27 protein-coding genes are annotated in these 26,123 nt (G+C 50.6%); 12 read left to right on the top strand and 15 right to left on the bottom strand.

Annotated elements, in window-relative coordinates; genetic code table 11:
* Positions 1–117: 117 nt before the first annotated feature.
* From dut to pgm, 3 genes are all read right to left on the bottom strand, one after another.
* Positions 118–579 carry a dUTP diphosphatase gene (gene dut / locus J3999_RS11205; RefSeq protein ID WP_173283983.1) on the bottom strand — a complete coding sequence of 154 codons (462 nt, stop codon included), beginning with the start codon at positions 577–579 and terminating at the stop codon, positions 118–120.
* Between the two features lie 56 nt (positions 580–635).
* The gene (locus J3999_RS11200; RefSeq protein ID WP_208127982.1) at positions 636–1,145 is read right to left on the bottom strand and encodes a metal-dependent hydrolase; all 510 of its coding nucleotides are present in this window, start codon (positions 1,143–1,145) and stop codon (positions 636–638) included.
* Positions 1,146–1,293: 148 nt separating this feature from the next.
* Positions 1,294–2,937, bottom strand: a complete 1,644-nt coding sequence (pgm, locus tag J3999_RS11195) for a phosphoglucomutase (alpha-D-glucose-1,6-bisphosphate-dependent) (RefSeq protein ID WP_208127981.1) — start codon at positions 2,935–2,937, stop codon at positions 1,294–1,296.
* 599 nt (positions 2,938–3,536) lie between these two features.
* On the opposite strand from pgm, the gene J3999_RS11190 reads away from it, so the two are divergent.
* Positions 3,537–3,737, top strand: coding sequence for a hypothetical protein (locus tag J3999_RS11190; protein ID WP_208127980.1), 201 nt, complete (start codon positions 3,537–3,539; stop codon positions 3,735–3,737).
* A 91-nt stretch (positions 3,738–3,828) separates the two neighbouring features.
* Entirely contained in the window at positions 3,829–4,410 is a 582-nt protein-coding gene (locus tag J3999_RS11185) for a DUF4136 domain-containing protein (protein ID WP_208127979.1), read from the top strand.
* A 6-nt stretch (positions 4,411–4,416) separates the two neighbouring features.
* On the opposite strand, the gene J3999_RS11180 is transcribed toward J3999_RS11185, so the two are convergent.
* Both J3999_RS11180 and J3999_RS11175 read right to left on the bottom strand, forming a co-directional pair.
* A complete protein-coding gene (locus J3999_RS11180; RefSeq protein WP_243755466.1) occupies positions 4,417–5,307 on the bottom strand; it encodes a DMT family transporter in 891 nt (296 codons plus the stop codon).
* A gap of 29 nt (positions 5,308–5,336) precedes the next feature.
* A complete protein-coding gene (locus J3999_RS11175) occupies positions 5,337–6,515 on the bottom strand; it encodes a glycosyltransferase family 1 protein (RefSeq protein WP_208127978.1) in 1,179 nt (392 codons plus the stop codon).
* 186 nt (positions 6,516–6,701) lie between these two features.
* Between J3999_RS11175 and J3999_RS11170 the strand changes: the two genes are divergently transcribed.
* Positions 6,702–8,090: an L-serine ammonia-lyase gene (locus tag J3999_RS11170; protein ID WP_208127977.1), complete on the top strand. Its 1,389-nt coding sequence runs from the start codon at positions 6,702–6,704 to the stop codon at positions 8,088–8,090.
* 8 nt (positions 8,091–8,098) lie between these two features.
* On the opposite strand, the gene coaBC is transcribed toward J3999_RS11170, so the two are convergent.
* Positions 8,099–9,310 (bottom strand): bifunctional phosphopantothenoylcysteine decarboxylase/phosphopantothenate--cysteine ligase CoaBC, encoded by a 1,212-nt coding sequence (coaBC, locus tag J3999_RS11165; RefSeq protein ID WP_208128010.1) that lies wholly within the window; start codon positions 9,308–9,310, stop codon positions 8,099–8,101.
* A gap of 92 nt (positions 9,311–9,402) precedes the next feature.
* Here coaBC and J3999_RS11160 point away from each other — a divergent pair, with 92 nt between their 5' ends.
* Positions 9,403–9,933, top strand: a complete 531-nt coding sequence (locus tag J3999_RS11160; protein WP_208127976.1) for a LuxR C-terminal-related transcriptional regulator — start codon at positions 9,403–9,405, stop codon at positions 9,931–9,933.
* A gap of 163 nt (positions 9,934–10,096) precedes the next feature.
* Here J3999_RS11160 and J3999_RS11155 read toward each other — a convergent pair whose 3' ends face one another.
* The 3 genes from J3999_RS11155 to J3999_RS11145 form a co-directional block, all read right to left on the bottom strand.
* Positions 10,097–11,395 (bottom strand): FAD/NAD(P)-binding oxidoreductase, encoded by a 1,299-nt coding sequence (locus J3999_RS11155; RefSeq protein ID WP_208127975.1) that lies wholly within the window; start codon positions 11,393–11,395, stop codon positions 10,097–10,099.
* A gap of 8 nt (positions 11,396–11,403) precedes the next feature.
* Positions 11,404–12,441: a hypothetical protein gene (locus J3999_RS11150; RefSeq protein WP_208127974.1), complete on the bottom strand. Its 1,038-nt coding sequence runs from the start codon at positions 12,439–12,441 to the stop codon at positions 11,404–11,406.
* A 248-nt stretch (positions 12,442–12,689) separates the two neighbouring features.
* Positions 12,690–13,079 carry a thioesterase family protein gene (locus tag J3999_RS11145; RefSeq protein WP_208127973.1) on the bottom strand — a complete coding sequence of 130 codons (390 nt, stop codon included), beginning with the start codon at positions 13,077–13,079 and terminating at the stop codon, positions 12,690–12,692.
* A gap of 74 nt (positions 13,080–13,153) precedes the next feature.
* Here J3999_RS11145 and radC point away from each other — a divergent pair, with 74 nt between their 5' ends.
* The 5 genes from radC to rpmG all read left to right on the top strand — a co-directional run bounded on the left by radC (position 13,154) and on the right by rpmG (position 18,777).
* Positions 13,154–13,834: a DNA repair protein RadC gene (radC, locus tag J3999_RS11140; RefSeq protein ID WP_208127972.1), complete on the top strand. Its 681-nt coding sequence runs from the start codon at positions 13,154–13,156 to the stop codon at positions 13,832–13,834.
* Positions 13,835–14,148: 314 nt separating this feature from the next.
* On the top strand, positions 14,149–16,044 hold the full coding sequence (locus J3999_RS11135; protein ID WP_208127971.1) for a PhoX family phosphatase: 1,896 nt from the start codon (positions 14,149–14,151) through the stop codon (positions 16,042–16,044).
* Positions 16,045–16,121: 77 nt separating this feature from the next.
* Positions 16,122–18,080 carry a hypothetical protein gene (locus J3999_RS11130; protein ID WP_208127970.1) on the top strand — a complete coding sequence of 653 codons (1,959 nt, stop codon included), beginning with the start codon at positions 16,122–16,124 and terminating at the stop codon, positions 18,078–18,080.
* A 296-nt stretch (positions 18,081–18,376) separates the two neighbouring features.
* The gene (gene rpmB / locus J3999_RS11125) at positions 18,377–18,613 is read left to right on the top strand and encodes a 50S ribosomal protein L28 (protein ID WP_173283970.1); all 237 of its coding nucleotides are present in this window, start codon (positions 18,377–18,379) and stop codon (positions 18,611–18,613) included.
* 11 nt (positions 18,614–18,624) lie between these two features.
* Positions 18,625–18,777, top strand: coding sequence for a 50S ribosomal protein L33 (rpmG, locus tag J3999_RS11120; protein WP_173274019.1), 153 nt, complete (start codon positions 18,625–18,627; stop codon positions 18,775–18,777).
* Between the two features lie 85 nt (positions 18,778–18,862).
* Here the strand turns inward: rpmG and J3999_RS11115 are convergent, their stop codons facing one another.
* Entirely contained in the window at positions 18,863–19,063 is a 201-nt protein-coding gene (locus J3999_RS11115) for a hypothetical protein (RefSeq protein ID WP_173283967.1), read from the bottom strand.
* Between the two features lie 163 nt (positions 19,064–19,226).
* Here J3999_RS11115 and mutM point away from each other — a divergent pair, with 163 nt between their 5' ends.
* Positions 19,227–20,090, top strand: a complete 864-nt coding sequence (mutM, locus tag J3999_RS11110) for a bifunctional DNA-formamidopyrimidine glycosylase/DNA-(apurinic or apyrimidinic site) lyase (protein ID WP_208127969.1) — start codon at positions 19,227–19,229, stop codon at positions 20,088–20,090.
* Between the two features lie 97 nt (positions 20,091–20,187).
* Complete coding sequence (locus tag J3999_RS11105; RefSeq protein ID WP_208127968.1) at positions 20,188–20,661, top strand: hypothetical protein; 474 nt, start codon at positions 20,188–20,190, stop codon at positions 20,659–20,661.
* 19 nt (positions 20,662–20,680) lie between these two features.
* On the opposite strand, the gene modC is transcribed toward J3999_RS11105, so the two are convergent.
* The 4 genes from modC to J3999_RS11085 form a co-directional block, all read right to left on the bottom strand.
* Complete coding sequence (gene modC / locus J3999_RS11100; RefSeq protein WP_208127967.1) at positions 20,681–21,751, bottom strand: molybdenum ABC transporter ATP-binding protein; 1,071 nt, start codon at positions 21,749–21,751, stop codon at positions 20,681–20,683.
* Between the two features lie 124 nt (positions 21,752–21,875).
* A complete protein-coding gene (gene modB, locus J3999_RS11095; protein WP_208127966.1) occupies positions 21,876–22,571 on the bottom strand; it encodes a molybdate ABC transporter permease subunit in 696 nt (231 codons plus the stop codon).
* A 121-nt stretch (positions 22,572–22,692) separates the two neighbouring features.
* Positions 22,693–23,460 carry a molybdate ABC transporter substrate-binding protein gene (modA, locus tag J3999_RS11090; RefSeq protein WP_208127965.1) on the bottom strand — a complete coding sequence of 256 codons (768 nt, stop codon included), beginning with the start codon at positions 23,458–23,460 and terminating at the stop codon, positions 22,693–22,695.
* A gap of 117 nt (positions 23,461–23,577) precedes the next feature.
* Positions 23,578–24,387 (bottom strand): TOBE domain-containing protein, encoded by an 810-nt coding sequence (locus J3999_RS11085; RefSeq protein WP_208127964.1) that lies wholly within the window; start codon positions 24,385–24,387, stop codon positions 23,578–23,580.
* 258 nt (positions 24,388–24,645) lie between these two features.
* On the opposite strand from J3999_RS11085, the gene J3999_RS11080 reads away from it, so the two are divergent.
* Entirely contained in the window at positions 24,646–25,614 is a 969-nt protein-coding gene (locus tag J3999_RS11080; RefSeq protein WP_208127963.1) for an HPP family protein, read from the top strand.
* A 24-nt stretch (positions 25,615–25,638) separates the two neighbouring features.
* On the opposite strand, the gene J3999_RS11075 is transcribed toward J3999_RS11080, so the two are convergent.
* On the bottom strand, positions 25,639–26,112 hold the full coding sequence (locus tag J3999_RS11075) for a hypothetical protein (protein ID WP_208127962.1): 474 nt from the start codon (positions 26,110–26,112) through the stop codon (positions 25,639–25,641).
* Positions 26,113–26,123 lie beyond the last annotated feature (11 nt).

Genomic DNA, 26,123 nt, shown 5'->3' with positions numbered 1-26,123 from the left:
CGTAATCACACAGGATGCTCAAAAGCGGGAACTGCCGTTCGGGGCACGCCTCATCGAGAAAGCAGACAGAAACGGGCGCTAAGGTAAACGCCCGTCCCGATTAAAATAAAATGCAGTTTATTTTGTGCCGGTATGCCCGAAGCCGCCCTGACCGCGTTCGGTTGCATCGCCGAATTCCTCAACCTCGGTAAAAACCGGTTGCAGAACCGGCACGATGACCATCTGCGCGATGCGCTCGCCAATTTCGACAGTATAGGCGGTATCGCCACGATTCCAGCAGGAAACCATCAGCGGCCCCTGATAATCGGAATCGATCAAGCCAACCAGATTCCCAAGAACGATACCGTGCTTGTGCCCCAATCCGGAACGCGGCAGCAGCATCGCCGCCAGACCGGGGTCGTCCAGATGGATCGCCATACCGGTCGGAATCAAGACGGTCTGTCCCGGCTCGATGGTCATCGCTTCATCAATACAGGCACGCAAATCAAGCCCTGCGGATCCTTTGGTGCCGTAATGCGGCATGTCGATCTCTTTGCCCAAACGCGGATCAAGGATTTTATATTGCACTTGAATAGTCATCGGTTACTTCCTCTAAGCGGTTACATGCAGCGGAATAATGCACTCTCCGCTGTTTTTCAGTGCCATGATTTTAGCAAACACCGAGTACTCTCTGACAGATAAACAGCGGCGATAATCAAAAACGGCAGCAGAGCAACAGGCAATTCCAGCATGGATCCGGTTCGAAACGGAAACGGGGATTTGAATGCGGTTTTAGACGGATAAAAAAGCGGCACCCCTCGGTGCGTCAACCAATCGGCAAAGATATGACTGCCATAACCGATATTAAAGGCCAATAGCGCCTGATAAGCAGCACCATTCAAGGAAAATAAGGGCGTCGTCAGTAGAACAAGTGCAATCAAGGAATGGGTCCAGGTTCTGTGCCCCAGAAGCGATAGCGGTAAAAACAGCCCGCGAATCAGCCAGAAACGCTTCAAAACCGACTGGCGCGCGTCGAGATCCGGTACCAGCGCACCGAGAATGACCAACGGAAGAAAAGCGTAGACCTCCGGATAGCCGAACCCCAGACACGGACTGCCCAACAGATAGAGCCCTGTGCCAAAGACCACATGCGAAGCTGCCAGCATCCTATTCCCTTACGAGTGCAAAAAGCAGCGCATTATAATGGCTTATCCAAAATCCTGTTACACTTTTCAAGAAAAAGTCGCCATAAAGCAAAAGCCCCGCAGCTAAATAACCGCAGGGCTTTTTTCAATAGACCGGTTTAATCGGTAATCAGGCTTCTAAAGCGGCACTGACAATCGATTTCGCCTCCAGCAGAATTTCTTCCAGATGCGCCTGACCTTTAAAGCTTTCCGCGTAGATTTTGTAGATGTCTTCGGTTCCCGATGGACGGGCGGCAAACCAGCCGTTTTCGGTGGTGATTTTCAGACCGCCGATCGCCGCCCCGTTACCCGGTGCATGCGTCAGTTTTTCGAGAATTTCCTCGCCGGCCAGCGTCTTGGCCTGAACCATCTCCGGCGACAGGTTTTTCAAAATCGCCTTCTGCTCACGATCCGCCGGCGCGTCGATTCGCGTATAAACCGGCTCCCCGAATTTTTCGGTCAATCCCTGGTACAGCTGTCCGGGATCCTTACCGGTGACCGCGGTAATTTCCGCCGCCAGCAGGTTCAGAATAATACCGTCCTTGTCGGTACTCCACGGACCGCCGTCCAGACGCAGGAAAGACGCGCCTGCGGACTCTTCGCCGCCGAAACCGAAACCACCGGTCTGCAACCCTTCGACAAACCACTTGAAGCCGACCGGCACTTCACACAGATTCAAACCCGAAGCTTTGGCGACACGGTCGATCATTGAGCTGGAAACCAGTGTCTTGCCGACCGCCGCATTCTCAGGCCAATCCGGACGATGACTGAACAGATAATCGATTGCCACCGCCAGATAATGGTTCGGGTTCATCAGACCCGCAGATTTAGTTACGATCCCGTGACGATCCACATCCGGATCGTTACCGAAAGCAAGATCGTAATCATCTTTCAGATCGATCAATCCCGCCATGGCATACGGCGAGGAACAATCCATTCGGATTTTGCCGTCTTTATCGACATGCATAAACGAGAAAGCCGCATCAACCTGACGATTGACGACGGTGATGTCCAGACCGTAACGCTCGGCGATCGGTTCCCAGAACTCAACCGCCGCGCCGCCCATCGGATCCACCGCCAGCTTCAATCCGGCGTCCTTGATCGCCTGCATATTGATCACTTTTTCCAAACCATCAATATAGGGCGTCATCAGATCGGTCGGTTCAACAAATTCCGAATCCATGGCACTGGCAAGATCCATGCGCTTAACATCCGCCGAACCATTGGCAATAATCGCATTGGCCCGTTCCTGAACCCAGTCGGTCACATCGGTATCGGCCGGCCCGCCGTTCGGCGGATTATATTTGAAACCACCATCCTGCGGTGGGTTGTGCGACGGGGTAATAATCACACCGTCCGCAAAACCGCCCTGACGTCCTTCGTTGTACATCAAAATGGCATTCGAGACGACCGGTGTCGGCGTATAACGCCCGTTACTCTGAATAATCACCTTAACCTGATTGGCCGCGAAAACTTCTATCGCGGTTGCATGCGCCGCTTCAGACAAGGCATGCGTATCCATGCCGATAAACATCGGACCGTTGATGTTTTCCAAACGTCGATAATCGACTATCGCCTGACAAACGGCCGCGATATGGGTGTCATTGAAGGTCTTCTTAGACGAGCAGCCGCGATGACCGGAAGTCCCGAAACTGACCGCCTGCGCCGGATTGGAAACATCCGGCAACAAACAGTAGTAATCGGTCATTAACTTGGGGATATTTTCCAGGATCGAAACAGGGGCTTTTTTACCCGCTAATGGCGATAGTGACATAGACTGGTCTCTGCGTTATTTTGAAAATTGATTTTGAATTCTCGTCCCGACGAGTGGGGAAACAATCATCTATATTGGCTTTTTCCCTTGCCAGATGCAAGAAAAATGCCTTGCTCCCGACGCATAAATGCCCTCTATATACGGTCATTTTCCGCAGCTGCAAAACGGTACCGGTCCATTTCGGCGCCGTTGACGCATTCCATATCCAATACACAGATTAAGTTTGCGGGCCCCACCGAAGAGTAAAATTACTCTACTCTTGACGCTTTTTATGGCCCTCTTTACTCTTAGATCAGCAAAACACTTCAGGTACGCTGTTTATCCGGCTTTTGCCGTAAAACAACAGGACTCTGAATAAGGTGGATTCTGCCTGCTTAGATCTGACGGTCCGGGCGCGACACAAATGAATCGATCAAAGGTTATTGCAAAATAAAACTGCGTTTTATTTATTTTTATAGTCTCTATCCTCTGACTAGGCAGACTGCTTAAACCTCAAAGCGGCCTGCTCTCTTTTCCCGTTTTTGATCCCCGTCTCCGATAGGCAAGGCAGCGTTTTTACACTAGAATGCTTGCAATCCATTAAAGAGAGACGCCCCCTTATGAGTCCCGTGATTAAAAAAGCATTACGCAACAGCGCCCTGCTCGCAGTTATTATCGGTGCGCTCGCTCTTTATCAGGGAGAAACCCTGCTGACTGCCGTTTTAAGTTTGATTTTCAGTTTTGCAATTATGCTGCCGGCATTCTGGCTCTCATTCCGGCTGACCGATAAGACACGCAAAAAACCGCTCAAAGACGATTAAAAACAAACCGTCAAACTCATTTAAGGATTATGTATTGCCAAAAAGCGGGAAAGTCGCCGAAAATGGATAAAGTTTCGACAGGAGAACCGCTATGTTCAAAACGCTTTCTTTTCACCGCATTCCATCCATTCTTGCCGTCGGCGTACTTAGCTTGGGACTCGGCGCCTGTAGCACTCCGGCACAGAAAGATTATAACCCGGAGGTGGATTTCAGCCGTTACCAGCAGTTGAACTATCTGCCGGAAGATAAAGCGCCGAATCCAGCCATTATCAGCTTCAAAAACCAGCATCCGCTACTGGCGCAAAGAGTCAAAACAGCCATTCAAAACAGCCTGCAAACAAAAGGTATCGGCGTTGAGAAAGACCCGGCCAACGGTTACATCAGCTATCATCTGGAAACGGAAAAATATCTGGTGCAGGATCCGGTTACCTTTCATGTCGGCGTTGGAACCTTTGGTCGTCACGGCGGTTTAATGTTTGGCGGCAGCGAACCTTTGATTGAAGAGCAGGAGTACAGACTGGTGATCGATATCTACAACCCTTTGTATGAAGTGGTCTGGCGCGGAAAAGCCGAATTCGATCCGGATCTGGCCGACACTCCGCAGGAATCCGAACAGCAGATTCAGGCTTTGGTCGATAAGATTCTACTCAACTTCCCGCCAAAACCCCAATAACCGGATCTAAGAAGACTTACGCACGGTCAGCAACACGCTGCCAAGCAGTATCGGAATCGCTCCGACCAGTTGCGACCAGTGCGGACTCTGCTGTAAAAACCAGTCACTCCACAGCAGAGTCAGCAAAGGGGTAAAGGCAAACATGGCACTGACCTTGGTGATCGGCAGCAGGTGAATCGCTTCGATCCACAGCACCTTGGCCATGACCAAAATCATGACCCCGACAAACGCCAGCTGCCAGAACTGTGAAAGCAGAAGATCCCAGCCGGGCGAAGGTTCCAGCAGCGATGCCAAAAAGTACACAAACGGCAAGGCGATGACCGAACGGATCATCAGAATCGATTGACTGGAGACATGCAACCGCGCCTGTTTCTGATATAAATTCGCAACCGGCGCAATCATCGCCGCCAACAGAACCAAAAAATCCCCCAACCTGAATTCCAGCTCCCCCGGAAAAAGCACTATCATGGCGCCAAGCATCATCATCAGCGCACCGATCAGATGGAGAAACCCGAGCTTCTCCTCTCGCCGTCTGCCTAAAAAAAGATAACCGAACAGAACCTGCAGAAACAGGATCAATGCCACATTGGTGGCGCTGGTCAACTGCAATGCGATGAAAAGCAGTATGTATAGGCTGGTGATGAGAAAGCTGGTCATAAACAGCGGCCAATACGCGGCCTTCTGACGAAGATCATGGAGTTTACCGCTGCGCCACCACCACAAAAACAGAACCATCGACGCCAGAACCAGACTGTAAAAATAACTGTGCAGAGAACCGAGCGCGACAACACTCATCGCGGCCACCACCGGGAACCAGGACTCCAGCAGCGTAAGCGCCAGACTGTAGGTTTCCCCTTTGTAGTGGCGGAAAAATTTTGGACAGCAAAAATTCAACAAAACGCCTTCCCAAGCAATGATTCTGAGCGCTATTCTAACGGTAAACTCGGTTTCACCTGAGAATAAACTTGCCCGTGAATCTGCCGGAAATCCGCAAACGAATCTTCTATGTCATAAGCCTGCATGTGTTCCGGTGCCCGGTGACGCCACTGTTGCCGCAGCGGCTTGTCGGAAAGCACATCAAGCAGCGCTTTTACCCATAAGTCGACCTCGTCGGCCGGCACAACCCGTCCGGTCTGGTTTTCCAGCACCAGACTTTGCGGGCCACCGATATCGCTGACCAGACACCCCAGACCGCTGGCTTGCGCTTCCATTACCACCTGTCCGAGGGTATCGGTCACAGAAGGAAAAATAAACAGATCCGACGAAGCGTAAACTTTGGACAGCGACTCGCCGAGTAGCGGCCCGAGAAAATAGCCATGAAAAGGCCGCATCTTATCGGTCCATTTACGATAGCGCCCCTCGCCGACCATCACCAGATCCGCCTTGAGCGGAAGATTACGCGCAATCAATGTCTGCTGAAACGCTTGCCAAAGCTCACACAGGAAGGGAATGTTCTTTTCAACATTAATCCGTCCGACATACAGGACTTTTAAGCGTTTATCGCTTAACCCGAATTCCTGCCACACCGACCGATCTTCATGCCGCGGATGGAATTTGCGCAGATCCGTCCCCGGCCGAATCACCGCCATCCTGTCGCGCGGCATGTCCAGATCGTTAGCCATCACTTCGGTGTAGGCGATCGAACGCGATAAAACCTTTTCAAAAGGCCGGTAAAATTTGGCCATCACCCGGTCGGTTCGCCGTTTCAGAAAGTGCACTCCGGTCAGATCATAGATATACGCCGGAAAATCCGTATGATAGGTTCCGATCAACGGAATGCCGAGTTTTTCCGCCTGCCGTTTGGCTTGCCAGCCGAAAGGTCCCGGCGTCGAAATATGCACCAGATCCGGCTTAAGTTCGAGTAGAAGCGCACGAATGCGACGACTGTTCGCCCAGACCAGATCCAGCTCCTGATAAAACGGCATCGGCAGACGCATCCTCGCGGGAAGATTGCGGATATTATCCAATTCCGGCAAAGGCTTGGCCGTTGAAGTGATCAGGTGCAGCTGCCAGTGATGTTCCAGCGCCAAGCCACCCATATCACTTATAAAACGGGACACGCCGTTCAAATCGCCCAATGTATCGGTAAAGAGACAGACCCGCATGACAACTCCCAGCTTAAATAACCGGTTTTAGTCTAGAAAAATCCCCGGCCGGACGGGTGACACTCATTTGACAAACTCACGACATCTCAATGACAGAGTTTAATGATCAGCATTAACTTCCGTAATCCGAGCTTTTCCTATCCTGTGTATGATGAGTTAATTCGCTGGCTCTTTCGGTAGATCATTATGTTTATCAGTATTTTCGACATTTTTAAAATCGGCATCGGCCCTTCCAGCTCTCATACGATGGGTCCGATGGTTGCCGCACGCCGTTTTATCGGCGAATTCGCCCGCCGTGAGAAGGAACAAAATGCGCTTTCCGAACAGCAAAGCGTCGCACGCATCCGCTGTCTGCTAAAAGGCTCGCTGGCCTTTACCGGACATGGCCATGCAACCGACAAAGCCGTTTTGCTCGGTATTCACGGTTATCACCCTGCCGATCTGATTGAAACCGATATCCCCGGATTGTTGCAGACCCTTGAACGCCCGACGCCGATTGTGTCACTGGCGCCGTTGAAGATTGCATTCAATCCGCAGGAGGACATTGTTTTCGATTATGACAATCCCCTGCCGCAGCACCCGAACGCCATGGTTATCGAAGCGCTGAATGCGCAAGGCCACCCCCTGTTCAGCGAAACCTATTTTTCGATCGGCGGCGGTTTCATCAGTACACTGGCTGAAATCGACTCAATACAGGCACCGATAAAGGGCGAGCCGGCCGCGCACTCGCCTTACCCGTTTAATTCTTCCGAATCGATGCTGAAGATGGCATTGGACAACAGGCTCACAATTGCCGAAATGAAGCGCAGCAACGAACAGCAGCATCTGTCTCCGCTCATCGACGAGAAAATTCAGCACATCTGGCTCGCCATGCGTCGTTGCGTAGAGTCGGGATTGCAAGCGGAAGGAATATTACCGGGCGGGCTGAAAGTGAAGCGGCGCGCCAAAAATCTCTATCAGCAGCTCATCAAGCATGACAGCAATGCCAATGTAAATGATTGGCTGTGTGCTTATGCGATGTCCGTCAACGAAGAAAATGCCGCCGGCCACATGGTGGTCACGGCACCAACCAATGGCGCGGCGGGCGTTATCCCTGCGGTACTGTATTATCTGGTGCAGCATGAAAATGCCGATGACCGACAGATTCAGGACTTTCTTTTGACCGCCGCCGCAATCGGCGGCCTGATCAAACACCGCAGTTCCATCTCGGGTGCTGAAGTCGGCTGTCAGGGGGAAGTCGGTTCGGCTTCGGCAATGGCCGCGGCCGGGCTTTGCGCTGCCAAAGGCGGCTCTCCACAGCAGATCGAGCAGGCGGCGGAGATGGCACTGGAACATCATCTGGGCATGACCTGCGATCCGGTCAAAGGACTGGTACAAATTCCGTGCATCGAACGTAACGGTTTCGGCGCAATCAAAGCCTATACGGCGGCGTCGATCGCTTTGCGCGAGAAAGGGGAAAATCTAATGTCGCTGGACAGCTGCATTGCCGCCATGAAAACCACCGGCGAAGAGATGTCGCATAAATATAAGGAGACCTCTCTCGGCGGTCTGGCGGTCACCTGGGTAGAATGTTAGACAGACAATCAGGAAGCCTCGATGACCTCGGCAATATAATCCAGTAACGCAACAGCCTGCTGTGCTTTCGAGGAGGTCGCCAACGCTTTCTCCGCGCCTGCGGTTATCAGGATCAGACGGTTCTCATCACTCTCGAAACCGAGGTTTTCGCCGACCTGATTGGCACAAATCATATCCAGATTTTTACGCTGCAGTTTATCCTGCGCGTAACCGATGACATTCTGCGTTTCGGCGGCGAACCCAACCACAAACGGTTTCGGATTCTGCCCCGCGACCCAGGCGACGATATCCGGATTTTTAACCAGTTCCAGCGTCAATCCTTCCTGCCCGGTCTGCTTTTTGATTTTCTGCTCACTGCTCTGCGCCACGGTATAATCGGCCACGGCAGCCGCACTGATAAAAATCGCATTTTGCACATAGTGCTGCTGTACGGCAGCAAACATCTGCCTGGCGGAACGCACATCGATACGCTCTACCCCTGGCGGGGTCGGAAGGTTTACCGGACCGGCAATCAAAGTCACCCGGGCGCCGAGTTGACGCGCCTGCTCGGCAATCGCAAAGCCCATTTTGCCTGAGCTGCGGTTTCCGAGAAAACGTACCGGATCCAGATCTTCAAAAGTCGGCCCGGCAGTAATCAGTATTTTTTTATCTTTCCAGAAGGCAACGGTCGGCGTCGCCGCACTGTTTGCCTCGGCCAGCAACGACTGCCAGTAGGCGAAAATCTCAACCGCTTCCGGCATGCGTCCAGCCCCGACTTCGCCACATGCCTGCTCGCCTTCCGCAGGCGGAATCAATTGAATGCCGCGCTGTTTCAGAACTGCAATATTTTCCTGCGTCGCCGGATTTTGCCACATCAGACGATTCATAGCCGGAGCCATTAAAATCGGGCGATCGGTCGCCAATAATAAGGTAGTTAGCAAGTTATCCGCCATCCCTGCACGCACCTTTGCCAGCGTATTGGCGCTGGCAGGCGCCACCACAATCCAGTCCGCCCAACGGGCCAGATCGATATGACCCATACCGGCTTCCTGATTTTCATCAAAGAGGCTGTCTCGTACCGGGCTGCCGCTTAATGCCTGGAAGCTGAGCGGCTGAATAAACGCTTTGGCACTCTCGGTCATTACAACCTGTACCTGATGACCCGCTTTAATAAACTGGCGACACAGTTCAAGAGATTTATAGGCGGCAATGCCACCGGTAACCGCTAGCAGAATTTTCATTTTCAGTTCAGTTTCATTGATTAGACTGTTCATATGATAACCGCTGACCGACCCGATCGGCAGAGATTCTCTGTATAGGAATTAACCCACCCATGAAATATTTCGATTTCTCACGCTTTAATATTCTGCACTTCAGCTTGATTACGTTCACTTTGCTGTTTGTGATTTCCGCAATCGATATCGTCCACGATTTTGAAGATATGGGAACGCTGAATCCTCATGTCATGGTGGAAATGGTGATGGGAATCATCTCTTTTATCGCGCTTGCAGTGGTATTAAATTCCATCTTCCATCAAAGCAGACAACTGGATCAGGTCAATCAAAATCTGAATAAAACGCAGCAGGCGCTCGATGACGCGACCACTCAGGCACTGAAATTGAGAGGCGAGTTTTCCAAACTCATTCAGCACCAGCTGACGGAATGGCAATTAACGCCTAGCGAAAAAGAAGTCGCCTTGCTCCTACTCAAAGGTCTCAGCCTGGAAGAGATTGCTCAAATCCGCAACACTAAAGAAAAAACGGTCCGCCAGCAGGCATCGAATCTGTACAAGAAAGCCGCCGTCTCCGGACGCCATGAATTAACTGCGTTTTTCTTTGAAGACTTACTGTTCCAGGCAGAGTAAACACATTTCGCTTATCGCATCACTCCAAACGCCGTCCCTGTTTCGTAACGATGCAATCACCGCACCTTTCACCCTTTCGTCCCTTACCCATAACGACTAGGCATAAAAAAGCCCGTGACCAAAAGGCCACGGGCTGCCAGTACAACGAAAAGAACCTTAAGCGCTAGGCAAAGGTGTCGCTGAACAGGTTGCCTGCCCAGCTGAACATTGCGCTGTAGTTGCTGCTGCTCGGCCCGCTGGCATAAGGATAGCTGGCCGTACTGACCGGCTGCATCTGACCGGTACCGCTATTGTACTCGTACACTGCGGTCAGCCAGGTCGCTTCGGTACGCGATACCGGGCTATAGCAGGCCGAATTAGTTTTCGGTGCCGGATCCGGGGCCAAACCGTTCAATGAGCGTAATACCGCATCGGCGCAGACCTTGGCTTCGGAGTTTCCGATATGCCCTGCCTTCGGCTGACCGGTTCCCTGCGAATCACCGATGATATGAATAGCTTCCTGTAAAGTCGATTCATAGGTCAGAGGGTTAACCGGCGCCCAGTTTCCGCTATTGAGACCTGCATCGAAAATGATCTGTCCGGCTTTCTGGTTTGGAATTACATTTAAAACATCGGCGTCGATGCTTTGCGTAGCGCCACCGCTGACTTGATAGGAAACAATTCGATTATCCGAATCGACCTCGGTTACTGCGGCATTAGCGACATAATGTACGCCGTATTCGTCGAACTTGGCATGGAAAGTCGCCGCCTCGACGGTAATATCGGCATTTTCGTCCAGCACGGTAATTTGCGTGTTACCGAAACCTTTGGCATTTTTCAGAAAATCCGCCACCACACAGGCTCGCTCGTATGGCCCCGGAGGACAGCGGTACGGCGCTTTAGGGATGGTCATTACAAAATGCTCGCCATCGCCCATCGCATCCAGCTGACTTTTCAGCAGTTCGGTTTGAACCCCGGCCTTCCAAGCGTGCGGAACCTTATCGAAGTCATGACCGGTAGCGGCGATAAACTCAATCCCCGGTGCCAGCACAAGACGATCGTAACTCAGCGTCTGTCCAGTGGACAAGGTAACAGTATGTGCCGCCTTATCAATCGATTCGACCATGGCATGCATCATATTGACGCCGTAAGTCTGTTGGTGACTTTGATAACCGAAAGTCAGGTTCGCGATGCTCTTTTGACCATTCAGTACCAGATTGCTGAGAATCGGCGAGACATAGCCGCTGTTCGGTTCAATCAGCGTCACTTCAACGCCTAAACCACCCCACATTTTCAAATACTTCGCTGCCGTCGCGCCGGCGAAACCGCCTCCAACAACGATCACATGCGGCAGGGTGGCGGCGCGGGTCTGCATCGCCAGAGACGGAGCGACCGCCGCCGTTACCCCGATCCCCAAATATTTAAAAAGCTGGCGACGCGAGAGTGTTTTTCCTTGAATATTTTGCTTATTCTGCTGACTCATAAATCCTCCTAGTCGTCGCTTTCGTCTTCTTCGTCATAGCCATCGCTTTCACTGTCTGACGCAAGGGATGACAGATAGGCTGCAAGATCTTCGATTTCGCTCTGGGTATAACCGATTCCCTGAGCCCCCATAATGTGCGATGTCGGGTATTCGTTCATCTCTTCGACAATTTCCCCGGCGCTTTCGCCGGCGATCGAATCCCATGAAGTGGTTGAATGGCCGTTAGTACCGTGACATTGCGCACATTGGGATGCGAGTAAACGCCCGCGCGTCACCGCATAATTCTCTACAGGGGTATAGGGGCTGCTGCCCGAACTGTTATCGTCTGATCCGTCATTGTCGCTATCGCGGTCATAGTCGTCGTCGATACCGTCGCCATCATGATCGTGATTATCTTCATCACTGCTATCCGGAGTACCGTCATTGTCGTCATCGTCGTCTTCGTGATTGTTCACGCCGTCGTGATCGTCATCTTCATAGTAATCAGGGATATCATCCCCATCGGTGTCGAGCGGATCATTCGAGAGCTGACGAACCATCAAGGCAGTGTTGTTGCCGAGATCATGCGCAAGAGGATCATCGACAACGCCATCGCCGTTACTGTCGATAACATTCTGGCCGCTGATATCGTCTACGCCATCACCATCGTCGTCTTTAGCCAGCGGTACATAGCCGAGATTCAATGCCGAGTTCAGGGCAAAATTACCGCCCGTCTCGCCGTTCGCCTGTAACTGGATTGCCGTAATGATACGGTTCTGAGCACGCTCATTAGTGGTCATAACCAGACGGCAGGCGAGACCGACCGGCAGTTCCAGTTCAAAAGGATGCTCAGCGGTGCCGTTCTGTTCGGAATGGGTGCTGAAATAGCGGCCGTCGGCGCAGAAAGCCTCGATCAAGGTTCCCGGAACGGTTCCGGAAACGGTTGCTGTATCGGCCGACAGGGTGGTTATGTCTGAACTGCTGCCTCCACCGCAAGCAGCGAGCAGCAAGCCCAACGAACTTACCGTCAAAATCGCAGGCCATTTTCGGGCATTAAGATTAGTCATAGCAGATTCCTGATTTATCATTTTGCATAGCGACCATTCCCGGCATAAAAGAACAAACAACACCGAGAGTGATAAACCATGAGTATCCGCCTGAAGAGGATTCACTACAAGGGGACAAATGTCCTATAAGACTTATGTCCCTAATTCAGCAAAAGCCTGCCTACAGGGCGTGGAGGCCGGCTTTAATTAACGTCCTTAAGCAAAACAGGAACGACGGGGGTCGCCAGAAAAAGCTGATCGACTGGCAACTAATCTTGTATGGCATCATCAAATGGTTTGAAAGCGGTCGGTTTACCGTTAGGGTTTAATGCGACGCCGATGTTTTTTGCCCTAAGCATGACTTTATCATCCGCAAGCCGAATCACTTCCTGAATAAACGCATACTTGATCCGCGATTCGCGTTGCATTTTTACCGTCACCTTAAAGGTATCGTTCGGCTTGAGCGAGGCTTTAAAATCCAGTTCGGCACGCACCAGCATCAGATGAATCTGCTGCGCCGTGTAATCGGCAAAGTTAATCCCTAAAGAATGGAGGTACTGATGACGGGCATGCTCGAGATAATTCATATAGACCGCATTATTGACCACTCCCTGCAGATCGCACTCATGATCCCTAACTTGCATTTCGACACTAAACATTATCAATAAATCCCTTTTTCAATTAATATAAGTATTCAAACGACATTTCCCCAACAGTAAATCAGGGAACCGATATGACGATTTTAGACTGGCATCGTCTGGAAAGACCCAGAGAAAAACTACTTGAGTTCGGCGCCCGCAGTTTAAGCGATGCCGAGTTGCTGGCAATATTTCTTAGAGTGGGGGTCAAAGGCATGAGCGCAGTCGATCTGGCTCAATCATTATTAAACCACTTTGGCTCGCTGGATGCCCTCTTAAAGGCCGAACATCAGGAGTTCTGTCAGGAAAAAGGGCTCGGAGATGCGAAATATGTGCAACTCCGGGCCGTTCTGGAAATGGCGCGGCGTCACTTCGAAAGCGGTTTGAAGAAAGGGGATGCCATGCAATCGCCGGAAGCGGTCGCCCGCTTTCTGGCGTTTGAAATAGGTCATCAGAATCGAGAATATTTCGGAATCCTTCTGCTCGATCAGCAACACCGATTGATTCACTACCAAACACTGTTTTCCGGAACGCTTAATCAGGCCAGCATCCATCCCAGAGAAGTTGTAAAAAGTGCGCTGGAGAGTAATGCCGCCGCCGTCATACTGGCTCACAACCATCCGTCCGGCGATCCCAGTCCGAGTGAAGCGGATATTCGAATCACCGAAACACTGTCTCAGGCTTTGCAGTTAGTCGATATCCGCACGCTGGATCATATCATTCTCGGTGATTCCGGCCGCTGGCACTCTCTGGTCCAGCTCGGCAAAATGCCATAAAACGGCGGAACCAAAGGCAAAAGTAACATTACTGTAACTTACTTGCGCCGACCCCAGCATACAAAACGCTCCGGTTTCAAAGAATTCGGATTGTCTCCCCGAATACACGTGGCATCAACAAAAAAGCTTACTCCTTCGGGCTGGTTGTAATTCAATTGCCTTCTGACAGGGCTTTGAAAACAGTGCCATAAATTAAATCCACCCCTGTCATAAAACCTTCCAATAGCTGTCAATTAGCGTTTACTTGTTTGTCACATTCTCACCCTAAGATTCTGTTCCTGCAAAACAACCAACCAAACTTTAGGGATAAGAAAATGAAGCTTAACAAACTACACTATGCCGTAACCGCGCTTCTAGCTGGTTCTTTCATAACGCTTAGTGGATGCAATCAAGACGTTTCTGACGGTGATCTGACCAGCGCAATCATGGATGCGCGTTCATTCGAATCGATTGAGTTCACCAGCACTGCGGCACCGACAACTGCTGAAAAAATGGCGACCACTTATACAGAATCTTCTGCAATCATCACCTATACGGATGGTTCGACCGAGACATTCCCTCTGACGTATAAAAAGCTTTTCGGTACCACCAGCAAGGTTGGATCTAACGCTAATCCTGCTGGTCAGCTATATGATATGGACATGAACCCACTGCAAGATTCACTGGGCATGCCTCTTGTTGCCGAAACACCGGATTCAAACAGTCTTTTGAAAGTCGGTAACAAAATTTATATGGTTTCTCACTTGGAATATGACTGGATTATTTCTGACGGAACTCGCGCGCCGAGCCGTGCACCTATGGGAATGATTCTGACTGAAATGCAACAAGATGCAAAAACAGGTGAGCTAACTGCCGTTGACCAGGCACCGATCAACTTCTCGAATGTTGACGGCCTGTGGATTCCATGTTTTGGTTCTCAAACGCCTTGGAACACCCACCTCGGTTCTGAAGAAGACTACGACATGCAGTACAACCCTCTAAACAGCAGCTACAGCAGAACGGATGCCGCGATTACGGCAATGTCCAATATGTACTTCAACAGCACACAAGTAGCTAACCCGTATCACTATGGCTTCTTCCCGGAAGTAACGGTTCATGAAGATGGCACAACAGATGTCGTCAAACACTACTCAATGGGACGCGGTACCTGGGAAGCAGGGAAAGTTATGCCTGATTCGCGCACGGTTTACTACGGAGACGACGGTACTAACGTTGCACTGTTCATGTATGTTGCCGACAAAGCGGAAGACCTATCTTCAGGAAGCCTATATGCAGGTAAATTCACCCAAAACGGTACCTCCTACAGCGGTGATTTCAGCTGGATTAAACTGGGTTCTGCAACCGATGCCGAAGTGAAAACGCTTGCCGACACCACCACCTTTGACGACATCTTCTACAACGGCACTTTCGACTCTGCAACCGAAACCTGTCCGGCTGTTGACGGTGTTCAAACCACCCGTGTTCGCGCAGGCTCTACCTTTGATGAATGTTTGGCCGTTAAGCCGGGCATGGAAAAAGCGGCCGCTTTCCTTGAAACTCGCCGTTATGCTGCATTGAGCGGCGCGACAGTCGAATTCAACAAAATGGAAGGTATCGCGGTTAACGATGCCGATAAGAAATTGTATATGGCGATTTCCTATCTGGACAAAGGGATGAGAGACAACGGTCTGCCGGCTGAGATGGAACACATCAAAATGGCTAAAATCAATGCAGGTGTCACTTTCACTCTGCCGATGACTCCTGGCCAAGTTGACGATACCGGTGCCCGAATCGAGTCAGACTATGTCGTAACCTCTATGCATGCTGAAGACAAGCTGATCGGACGAGACATCGCAACCGATGCGCTAGGTAACACGGCAGATCCTGATCACATCGCCAACACAGATAACATCTCTTTCTCTGAGAAGATGCGTACTCTGTTTATCGGTGAAGACTCTGGTACTCACGTAAACAACTTCGTCTGGGCTTATAACGTCGATACTAAAAAGCTTTCTCGCATTCTTTCCAACGTAGCCGGAGCTGAAGCAACAGGTCTGCAAGCGGTAGAAAACATGGATGGCTTCGCTTACATCATGTCTAACTCTCAGCACCACGGTGACTATATCAGCACTATGGATCCGACAATGGAAGCCGCTGTAGAAGCAACAGGTCAAATCGACAAATTTGATGGTAACTTCGGTTACATCGGCGGTATGCCTGCTATCAAATAATCCATAAACCTTGGATTCTTAAAGCCAGCTTAATGCTGGCTTTTTGCGTAGCGAACACTATGAATGGAAATTGTATGATGCCTATTAAGTTACTATTTCTACTGGCCGGATCGGTATTTGTCTTACATGGCTGCGGCAGTAGCAGCACGACGGAAGAAACCGCCCCAACGGCGCTCACCCAATCCGCCCTTACCGGTAGCTATATCAATCCCGTCGTTTTTGAGGGCAATCCCTATCCGCAGATTCCGGCACAATGCTATACCGAAACCAGTCTGGGACGCCAAAATGCCTGTCTGTTTTGCCATACAAACGGTTTATACAAATTAGGGCTCGGCAACAACAATCCTCAGGCGGGGGAAGTTCCGCTAGTTAACTTTCAACTCGATTACGGCTACGAACCCTACAGTGCGCAAGCCCCTAGCGCCGCCAAAAATTACTGGCTCAACACCCTTTCGCCAGAAACCCTATCGGCAGCCGTCAACGCAATGGGGATCGACCCCAACACCTGGATAATGCAGGATTATATTCAAGAGGATAACTGGCAGGCGGCCTACAACCAAAGATTGGGGAAAAGCACCGACTGGGACAGCGGCTATAACCAGCCGTTCCGTCTTTTACCGGGCCTGAACCCTGCAGCACTTCCGGCGGACAGCGATGGATTTATCCGTTCGAATAATGAACAAGACATCTATTTTTCGGATGAGTTTGGCGGTAATACCGGCTGGCGCGCCATTAATTTTATGCCGTATGGGATCTTCAGCCCGATGACCGGCTCGGTTTCCGGAATCTATATCCGACTGCCGGCCAAATTCATGCAAGACAATTCCGGCGACTTCAATTTAGCCACCTACAAACAAAACCTTGAATTGTTACGGGATGCGATTCAAAACCGTCTGACAGACACATCGCCGACAACCTATTATGGTGCGGCAACCGATATTGAGGTCGTTGCCGGAAGCTACCCTCAAGGCACTGAACTGGCACACCCGCTTCATTATGTCGATACCCTCGCAGACGGTACCGGCGGCAAATTACCGGGCATGCGCGCAACCCGGGTTAAAGAAGTCCGTTATATGTACAAAGATGAAGACTTTAACCCGATGGAAGCAAGACCGGACGAAGGAACGGGCGACCAGATTTACGGCAATGACGAACAGGGATGGGTAGACAACGGTTCTGGCTGGTTACTCGCGGGATATATTGAAGACAAAGACGGCGCTTTACGTCCGCAAACACGTGCCGAATTGACACAGTGTATCGGCTGTCATTCCGGCTTCCATCCGGGAACAAAAGATCCGAACTTTACCAGCGGAACCGGCAATACCGTCGACAGCACCTGGTCGTTCCCGCGTTCTTTCGATTCGGATCTAGGGTGGAAAGAAATGGATTATCTGGGCACGACGCTCGTCAACGGTTCTGCCGTATCGACAACGCCGGAGCCAATCAACCGTCATGCGAGTATCGGCGAGTTTGCCCTATTGTTGAACCATACCGTCAGTGCGAACTTATACGGGGTTATGTCGCAATCCGTAGAGGCGCAACTGAGCCAGACCATTAATACCAACAATGGCTATAGCGCGAACTGGACGGATATCAAAACAGATTCGCCGGCCAGCTTTGAACAAAGCGTTACCCAGCGTCAGACGTTATTACGAGAATATGTGCAGCGCAAGGATTACTTGAATGCCGACGGAACCATCAAAGGCTTCTTGCTTTATCCGGAAGCGAACGATGCCATTGAAAATGCCCGTCGTTATCGTCAGGTAGTTGCAACCCAGCGCTATATTTACGGTAAAGACGTTTTTACCGAAACCCCGATCAGCTACTATCATTATCGGGATGACACGATTGCAGAAGTGAAAAATGACGGAACGCCTTACCAGTTCGGAGACATCATTAGCGAGCGCTCTATCCAGTTGGATGACCCGACACGTTTTGATTACAAAGCGGGCGATGGAATCACCTTAATTGAGGAAAACAAACCCTTTGCGGAAGGCGGTACCTATCTCCCTGATTATGTACCATATCTGCAATAAAACCGATGACTGAGCAGCGGGTACAGCCAAATCCTCCGCGAGGTTTAATGAATAATTAAACTATTGAAATCCAGTTGTTTTTTCACCGGACCTTGCGGGTTTTACAGTGCTTAGAGTTAAATCATTGGAAATGATTGCAATTCATTAAATGTTCTTGTAAAATTCCGCGTTCTTATTTATCGCCGCCTTTTTGCGCGGGCCAATAAATATAGAAATATTCGAATATTTTTATTTAACGAATCCTCAATTAATTCAAGCAATTAACTGAGAATTCATATACTAGAAGGGATTGAGAAATGTCTAGAGTATGCCAAGTAACAGGTAAACGTCCTGTAGTCGGTAACAATGTTTCCCACTCTCACCGTAAAACTCGTCGTCGCTTCCTGCCAAACCTGCAGTCGCACCGTTTCTGGTCGGAAGCTGAGAGCCGTTTTGTAAAACTACGCGTATCAACTGCTGGTATGCGCATCATCGACAAGAACGGTATTGACGCTGTGATCGCTGATATGCGTTCACGTGGTGAGAAGGTCTAAGGAGACTAATCATGCGCGATAAGATCAAACTAAAGTCAACTGAGTCTGCTTATTACTATACGACTGATAAGAATAAGAAGAACATGGCTGGCAAATTCGAGATCAAGAAATACGATCCAATCGTTCGTAAACACGTCTTGTTCAAAGAAGCGAAAATCAAGTAATCTTACCCAGATTACCTTGAGAGACCCGATCCACAAGATCGGGTTTTTTTATGTCCGAAGATTATTCCCCGTAATCGGCTTCTGCCTACGAAGCAACGCCATACAACTGCATTTTAGCCAGGCGCATCGCCGGCGGAACTTTCAAATCAATGCTGCAAGCAGGCTTTTCTTCAAACTCTCTTTTAGCCTCGAAGGCATCTTCCAGAGTCGAAAAGGCAACGATTACCCGCCCCTGTTCTACGACGACGTAATCATAGCCGTTAAATTCAATATTAAACTGTCTCATGACCTCTACCTCCTATGCGGAGTTTTTTTGTGCTGTTAATTGTTATATCGACCGGAATCTCAAATCTGCCAGTCGAATTCTCATCATTCCTTTACCGGCAAATTCCGACCGGGTGACAAAATTCCAATATAATGAGCGCTTTAAAAATCATTAAGCGATTGTCATGCCAGAATTACCCGAAGTTGAAACCACCCGCCGCGGTATCGCGCCGGCCTGCGAGCAGGAAACAATCGAAGCGGTGATATTGCGCACCCCCAAGCTACGCTGGGAGATCGAACCCCGCCTGCCGGAAATACTGACCGGGCAGAAAATTCTGTCCGTCGGCCGGCGCGGAAAATACCTGTTGCTGCAGACCGCCGTCGGAACCCTGATTATCCATCTCGGCATGTCCGGAACCTTGCGCGTTCTGCCGAGAAACGCAGCGGTGCAAAAACACGACCATGTGGATATCTTGTTAACAAGTGGACAACTTTTGCGCCTGAATGATCCAAGGCGCTTCGGAGCCGTGCTCTGGCATCCTGTCGAAGCCGGAAACATCAACGACCATAAACTGCTCGGCAAACTGGCTCCGGAACCGTTTGACGACGCCTTTAACGGCAATTACTTCTATCGCAAGGTACATAATCGCCGGGTTGCGGTAAAAAGCCTGGTCATGAACAGTGAAATCGTGGTCGGTGCCGGCAATATCTACGCCAACGAATCACTGTTCTTGAGCGGCATCCATCCGCAGACGCCCGGCAATCAACTGAGTCAAAAGCAGTGCGAAATTCTGGTCGGCAACATTAAAGCCGTCCTGAACCGCGCGGTTCGCCAGGGCGGAACGACTTTAAAAGACTTTATGAGCCCGGAGGGCAAACCGGGCTACTTTGCTCAGGAACTCCATGTTTACGGCAAGGAGGGCGAAGCCTGCCCACACTGCGGGCACTGCATTCAGAAAGTAATCATCAATCAGCGCGCCAGTTTTTTCTGCCCGCAATGCCAGCCGCTGAAAAAACCACGTCGACCGAAGAAGAGTCGCGAAGCTTAATATATCTTTAAGATCGGATGACGAACGGAAAACAGGACTTGAGCGCAGGCAAGAGCGCCGCTAATATTAAGCGATAATTCCCGGAGACAGTAACAGAATGTTTAAGATTATCCGCACCCGACGGATTTTATTCGTCGCATTGTTCACGGCCCTGATCTCACTCCTTGCCGGATGCGACAAAAAATCGCAAGGGGACATCGACCAGTGGCCGACCGTCGAAAACTGCAATCTGCATAAAGGCCCTTGCACAACCGAACATCAGGGCGCCAAGGTCACTTTGCGTATTGACCCACAGCCGATTCCGATCGCCCGCCCGCTGGGCGTTCAACTGGATCTGGAGAACCTCAACCCGACCGAAGTGAAACTGGATATTTCCGGTATCAATATGTATATGGGCTACAACCGCGTACATTTAACATCAACCCGCCCGAACCATTGGGTCGGAACCTCGATGCTCGCCTTCTGCACTGCAGAGAAAATGTACTGGCAACTGACGCTGATGCTGACTCAGAACGACGGTAAACAGATCCAGATTCCTTTCCTGCTGGAAACCTCAAACCGGGCCCAATAAATCTCTATGGCGGAGTGTCTTATTCCGCCAAAGCAACCGATTTAATCAAGGCAAACAGCTCAAGCCCAGGAGTTATCTCCAGACGTCTGGCCGAATGTTCAGTAATCTCGGCAAATAGTTTCTGGCCGTCTTCCAGCTGTAGACGTACCAGCATGCGGTGTTGTCCTTCCGGAATCAGCTCCAGCACTCTGGCCGACAAATGATTGATAATACTTAGATGCTGCGGATCGGAAAGCGCCAGAGAAACGTCTCTGGCCAAAACCCGCACACGAACTCTGGATTTATGCAGTTCGCTGATGTCGGAGAGCCAAAGCGTCCGGTTGCCCATCTTCAGCGGACGCAAACCGTGCTCAATCTCTTGTGATTCGCCTTCCAGCACCGAAACAGCACCTTCGTCGTCAAACAGCGGTGAATCGGGACGTGACAACGCCTGCTGCAGAGTTTCGACACGTTCTATTCCCCCCTGTTGCATAAACACGATCCGATCGGCCAATCGCTCGACTTCAGCCGGGGCATGGGTAATATAGAGTAACGGGATCTTATAGGCCTGCAACACCTCTTCGATTAAAGTCAGCATCTCCGCTTTCGCACGCCAATCCAGCGCCGATAACGGCTCGTCCATGCACAGCAGCTGCGGACTGGTCAGCAGAGCACGCGCGATGGCTACGCGCTGTTTCTCGCCGCCGGATAGGAAATTCACCCCGCGATCAAGCTTGTCGGCAATGCCGACCCGTGTCACTATGTCGTCAAAATCCGGCTGAGCAGCACCTTTCGGCAAGCGCTTCAAGGCATACAGCAAATTCTGGCGGACCGTCATATGCGGGAACAAGGCCGCATCCTGAAACACAAAACCGATATGACGCCGTTGCGGCGCTAAGGTTTTCTTTCCGTCCTGCCAAACCTGCCCGGCAAAATGCAGGCTACCGCGAGTGTTTTTATCCAGCCCGCTGATCGCTCGCAGCAGCGTCGATTTACCCGATCCGGAACGACCGAACAGCACCGTGACGCCCTGTAACGGCAGTTCAAAGTCACCAGAGTTCAGTTCAAAGTTACCGAGCTTTAATCTTAGATTTCCGCGCAAAGTAGTCATATTTTTTCCATTTAAAAACTCAATCAAGATTACAGATAAAATTTAGCCATCAAAGTGCTCAGAGCGAAGTTCATCAATCCATCAATGAGCGCATGAGAACACAGAGGCCGAGTTTTAGCGCAATCTAGCCTACCTTGACTCCGAATCGGCGGTTAATCCCGTACACCAGCATGAGCACCAGCAGCGAGAAGATCAGCATCATTGCCGAGAGTATATGCGCCTGATCATATTCCAGACTTTCCACATGGTCGAAAATATCGATTGAAACCATCCGCGTTTCCCCCGGCACATTGCCGCCGAGCATCAGAACCACTCCGAACTCACCGACAGTATGTGCAAACGTCAGTGTCGCGGCGACCAGAAAACCACGCTGAGAAAGCGGCAGCACAATACTGAAGAAGCGATCCAAAATTCCGGCGCGCAGAGTCGCCGCTGCATCCAGAAGCTTTTGCGGCACCGCTTCAAACGCATGCATCAGCGGCTGTACGGCAAACGGCAAAGAATAGAAAACCGAGCCGACAATCAGCCCTTGCTTGGTAAAGGTCAGCTGTCCTTCGTAACCGAAAAAACGCAGAAATTCGGTAACATAACCGTTCGGGTTAAGAATAATCAGCAGGTAGAAACCCAGAACTGTCGGCGGCAAAACCAAAGGCAGAGCCACCAGCGCTTCAAGCACGATTTTCGACGAACTCTGCATCCGCGCCATCCACCAGGCCAACGGGGTACCGATCACCAGCAGGATAGTCGTTGTCCAGGCGGCGACCTCCAGAGTCAGCCAGATCGGTTCCAGACTGACCTCAACACCAAAAATTTCAACCATCTTCATTCAACCCATAGAAAAAACGAACCACGAACTTCGCAGAGAACACGACAATTGTAATCGTCCTTGCGCTCTTTGCGTTTTTCGTGGCTTCAAGACAATCTGCAATGCAGAATCTAGCTTAAGGCGTACTATAGCCGTAAGAGTGGATAATTTCTAATGCCCGCGGCGTTTTGATAAATGCCATAAAAGCTTTGACCGCTGCATTATTTTCACCGCGCTTCAAAATCAAGGCCCCTTGTTTGATCGGCGCATACTCCTGCTGCGGAACAATCCAATACTGTCCTTTCTGATAAACCGGGCTCTGCGGATCAACCAGCTGCGACAGCGCGACAAAACCGATCGGTGCATTGCCGGTAGCAACATACTGGAAAGCATGGGCGATACTTTCCCCGTTCACCAGTTTCTTTTTAACGCCATCGTACAACCCCTTGCTTTTCAAAAACGCCTGAGCACGTTCACCGTATGGCGCAGTACGCGGATTAGCAATCGCCAAGTGGTTGAATTTCGCTTGTTTGAGTACTTCCAGCGGCTGTTCTTTAACCGGGTACTGGGCGCTGTACAGAGCGATCTGTCCCTGCGCATACACAAAATAACTCTGCTTAATCCCCAGACCGTCTTCAACCGTTTTCAATGGACGACGCTCGTCGGCACCGAAAAAAGCATCAAAAGGCGCGCCATTTTTAATCTGTGCATACAGTTTACCGGTTGGCCCGAAGGAAAATTTCACGCTGTGACCGGTCTCTTTTGAAAACTGCTCACCGACTTTTTCAATGGTTTTGGTAAAGTTCGCCGCGACTGCAATCGTCGCCGTCTCGGCCATAACCAGCGCACTATAGAAAATCCCTAGAGTTCCGGCCAAAACCGCTGCTAAAAATGTCTTTCTCATCTTTCCCCACCTTTCATAACTAAAAGTTATATGTAGTTACTTATATATCGAATTTCAAAAAAATTCCCGAAACCAATCGGGAATCAGATATGCCTGACAGACAGATCGCTAGAGAATCTAGTCCGCAACCGCCAGAAGAACATGCGAAGCCTTGACCAAAGCACAAGCCTTGCCGCCTTTCTCGAGCCCAAGAGCCGAGACCGACTCGTTGGTCACGATAGCTGAAATTTTATTCCCGCCTTCAAGCTCGAGCGTGACGTCACTATTAACCGCGCCCTGCTCCATTTCTACAACCTTGCCGCAAAACTGATTTCGCGCCGAGGTTTTGAATTTTCCGTCGATATCTTCGGCAAGCAGCACCCAACTCGCTTTAATCAGCGCGTAAGCCTCGCTGCCGATATCCAGCCCCAGACGCTCAAGGCTGCTTGGCGTCACTTGGGCGACGACTTCTGTTTCCTTGCCTACCGAGAGTACGACCTCGCAGTTTACCTCGCCCTTTTTGATTGATTTGACCGTCCCATGAAACAGGTTTCGCGCGCTGGTTTTCATCGAGATTTTCCTCATAATATCAAGTTGCGACAACACTCCCGGCGAAAGCTCTTCGAGATGGCGCATCCAATGTTGCATCTGCTCCTGAAACAACAAATAAGCGTTCAGCAGCTGCTTGCCGGCATCGGTCAATTCCATACCACCCCCGCCGGAACCGCCCTTCTGCGCTATGACGATTTTTTCGCCGGCCGCTTCGGTCATCGCTTCGACCGCCTGCCAGGCACCCTTGTAACTCATTCCACACGCCTTGGCGGCTTTAGACAGAGAGCCCAGAGAAGACAGCTTATTCAAAAGTTCAAGACGGCGCTGTCCGGAACGGGTCTGCCGAGAGCCCAGCAAAAAGGACTGCACCAGATGTTCTGGTTGATGCTTATCCACTCGATATTCCCCCAAATACACAACGTTTCGTCATTATAGGGAGGCCAATAAACACATGCAAGCAAAATGCTTTATATTCAAAGCTCTAGCAGGCGATTAACCTTGTAAAGTTTTCATCCGCCTTCTAGTGGGGCTGAACAAAGCTTGATAGAATTAATCCGTTCAACGACAAAGAGATCGTTTTCGGGTAATGCACAAGGGAGCAAACAGGTGCGATTAAAGGGGATCATTAAACCGCTTACAAACCGGCGCTGGCTAATGCACCTGCACGCCTTTATGGCACCGACTTCGCGCAGAGACTCGCTGCATGAAAGGCTGTACTCATCCCTAGGCGGATTCTTCGGCGTTCTGGCCGTAGCGGTCATCAGCCATCACTGGGCCCCACCGGAGAGCGCCTGGTTGATGACCGCATCCATCGGTGCTTCGGCGGTTTTACTGTTCGCCGCGCCGCATGGTTCCATGTCACAGCCGTGGCCGGTTTTCGGTAGCCATCTGGTTTCCGCTCTGGTCGGAATCACACTGACATTGTATCTGAGCACTCTGCTCGATCCCTTGATTCTGATTGCCGCCGCCGTCAGTCTGAGCATTTTTGCCATGTACGCTCTGGGTTGCCTTCATCCTCCAGGAGGCGCGACGGCGCTAACCGTGGTTTTCGCCGCTCAATCGCACCAGATGGGGGAAATCAATTACGACTTTTTACTCTACCCCCTTTCGGTTAACCTTCTGATCTTGCTGGCGACCGGCGTGCTCTTTCACAGTTTCAGCCATAAACGCTATCCGATCTATCTGGCCTCGAATCATTTCAAAAAGAACGCCGACTCTTTGCCGATAGTCCGTCCGGAGTTGTCATACGAAGACTTCCTCAGCGCTCTGGCCAAAATTGATAATTTTGTCGACATCAATGAACAGGAAGTCAAACGTATTCTCGAGCTGACTCATCTATGGGAACCGGCACCGCCGATCGCTCCGGAAGAACTTAAAGTCGGAGCCTATTACAGCAATGGCGCAGTTGGTAAAAACTGGAGTGTACGGCAGATTGTCGAGCTGGTCGAAGACGACTTTAACGTCGGTGAAAAAGAGTTTGTGATCTTTGTCCGTAAAGCCGGACAGGAAAAAGTCCGCACCGACTGTATGCGCCGCTCGGAATTTGCCCGCTGGGCTGCCTACGAAGTCGAGCCCGCGACTTCGGGCTGGCAAAAAAAAACGCCGCAAGAGAGCGACGTTTAAACGCAATCAATATGCAACAGCCGCTTAAAACTGCTGTTTAATCCAGGCTTGCAGAGCTTCGGCAGAATCAAAATACTCGACCGATGTAATCTCCAGCGCATTCAGCTGAATCGCACTGACTTTTTCAGCCTCTCTAGGCCATGCCTGCAATTGGTTTTCGTCGTTGATGACGGCCATTTTAAAAGCGTATTTTTTCATTTTCGGCAGGGCAAACATCTTGGTAATCAGGCTCGGCATCGCCGAAACATCGGCAATGTACAGCCCTTTTTTCGCTTCAAGATCTTCCAGCCCAAGTGCATCCAAACTGTCTTTGACCAGCTTTCCGGAAGCTTTATCACTCGATAGCAGCACCCATGTCGTTTGCGCATTCAACGCGATCGGCTGCTCGAACTGATCCTGAAATTCAGTTGCCGGCACACTTTGCGCCGCAACACTGAAACTGCTCAAGCTCAATACGAGCGCCGCCATAAAACCACCAAGTTTTTGTACTGATGTCATCTGTATATCCT

It is taken from the genome of Thiomicrorhabdus sp. 6S3-12 (assembly GCF_017571475.1).
GTDB lineage: Bacteria > Pseudomonadota > Gammaproteobacteria > Thiomicrospirales > Thiomicrospiraceae > Thiomicrorhabdus.
The sequence above is the reverse complement of the archived record's forward strand: the minus strand, read 5'-3'. Positions and strand labels throughout refer to the sequence as shown.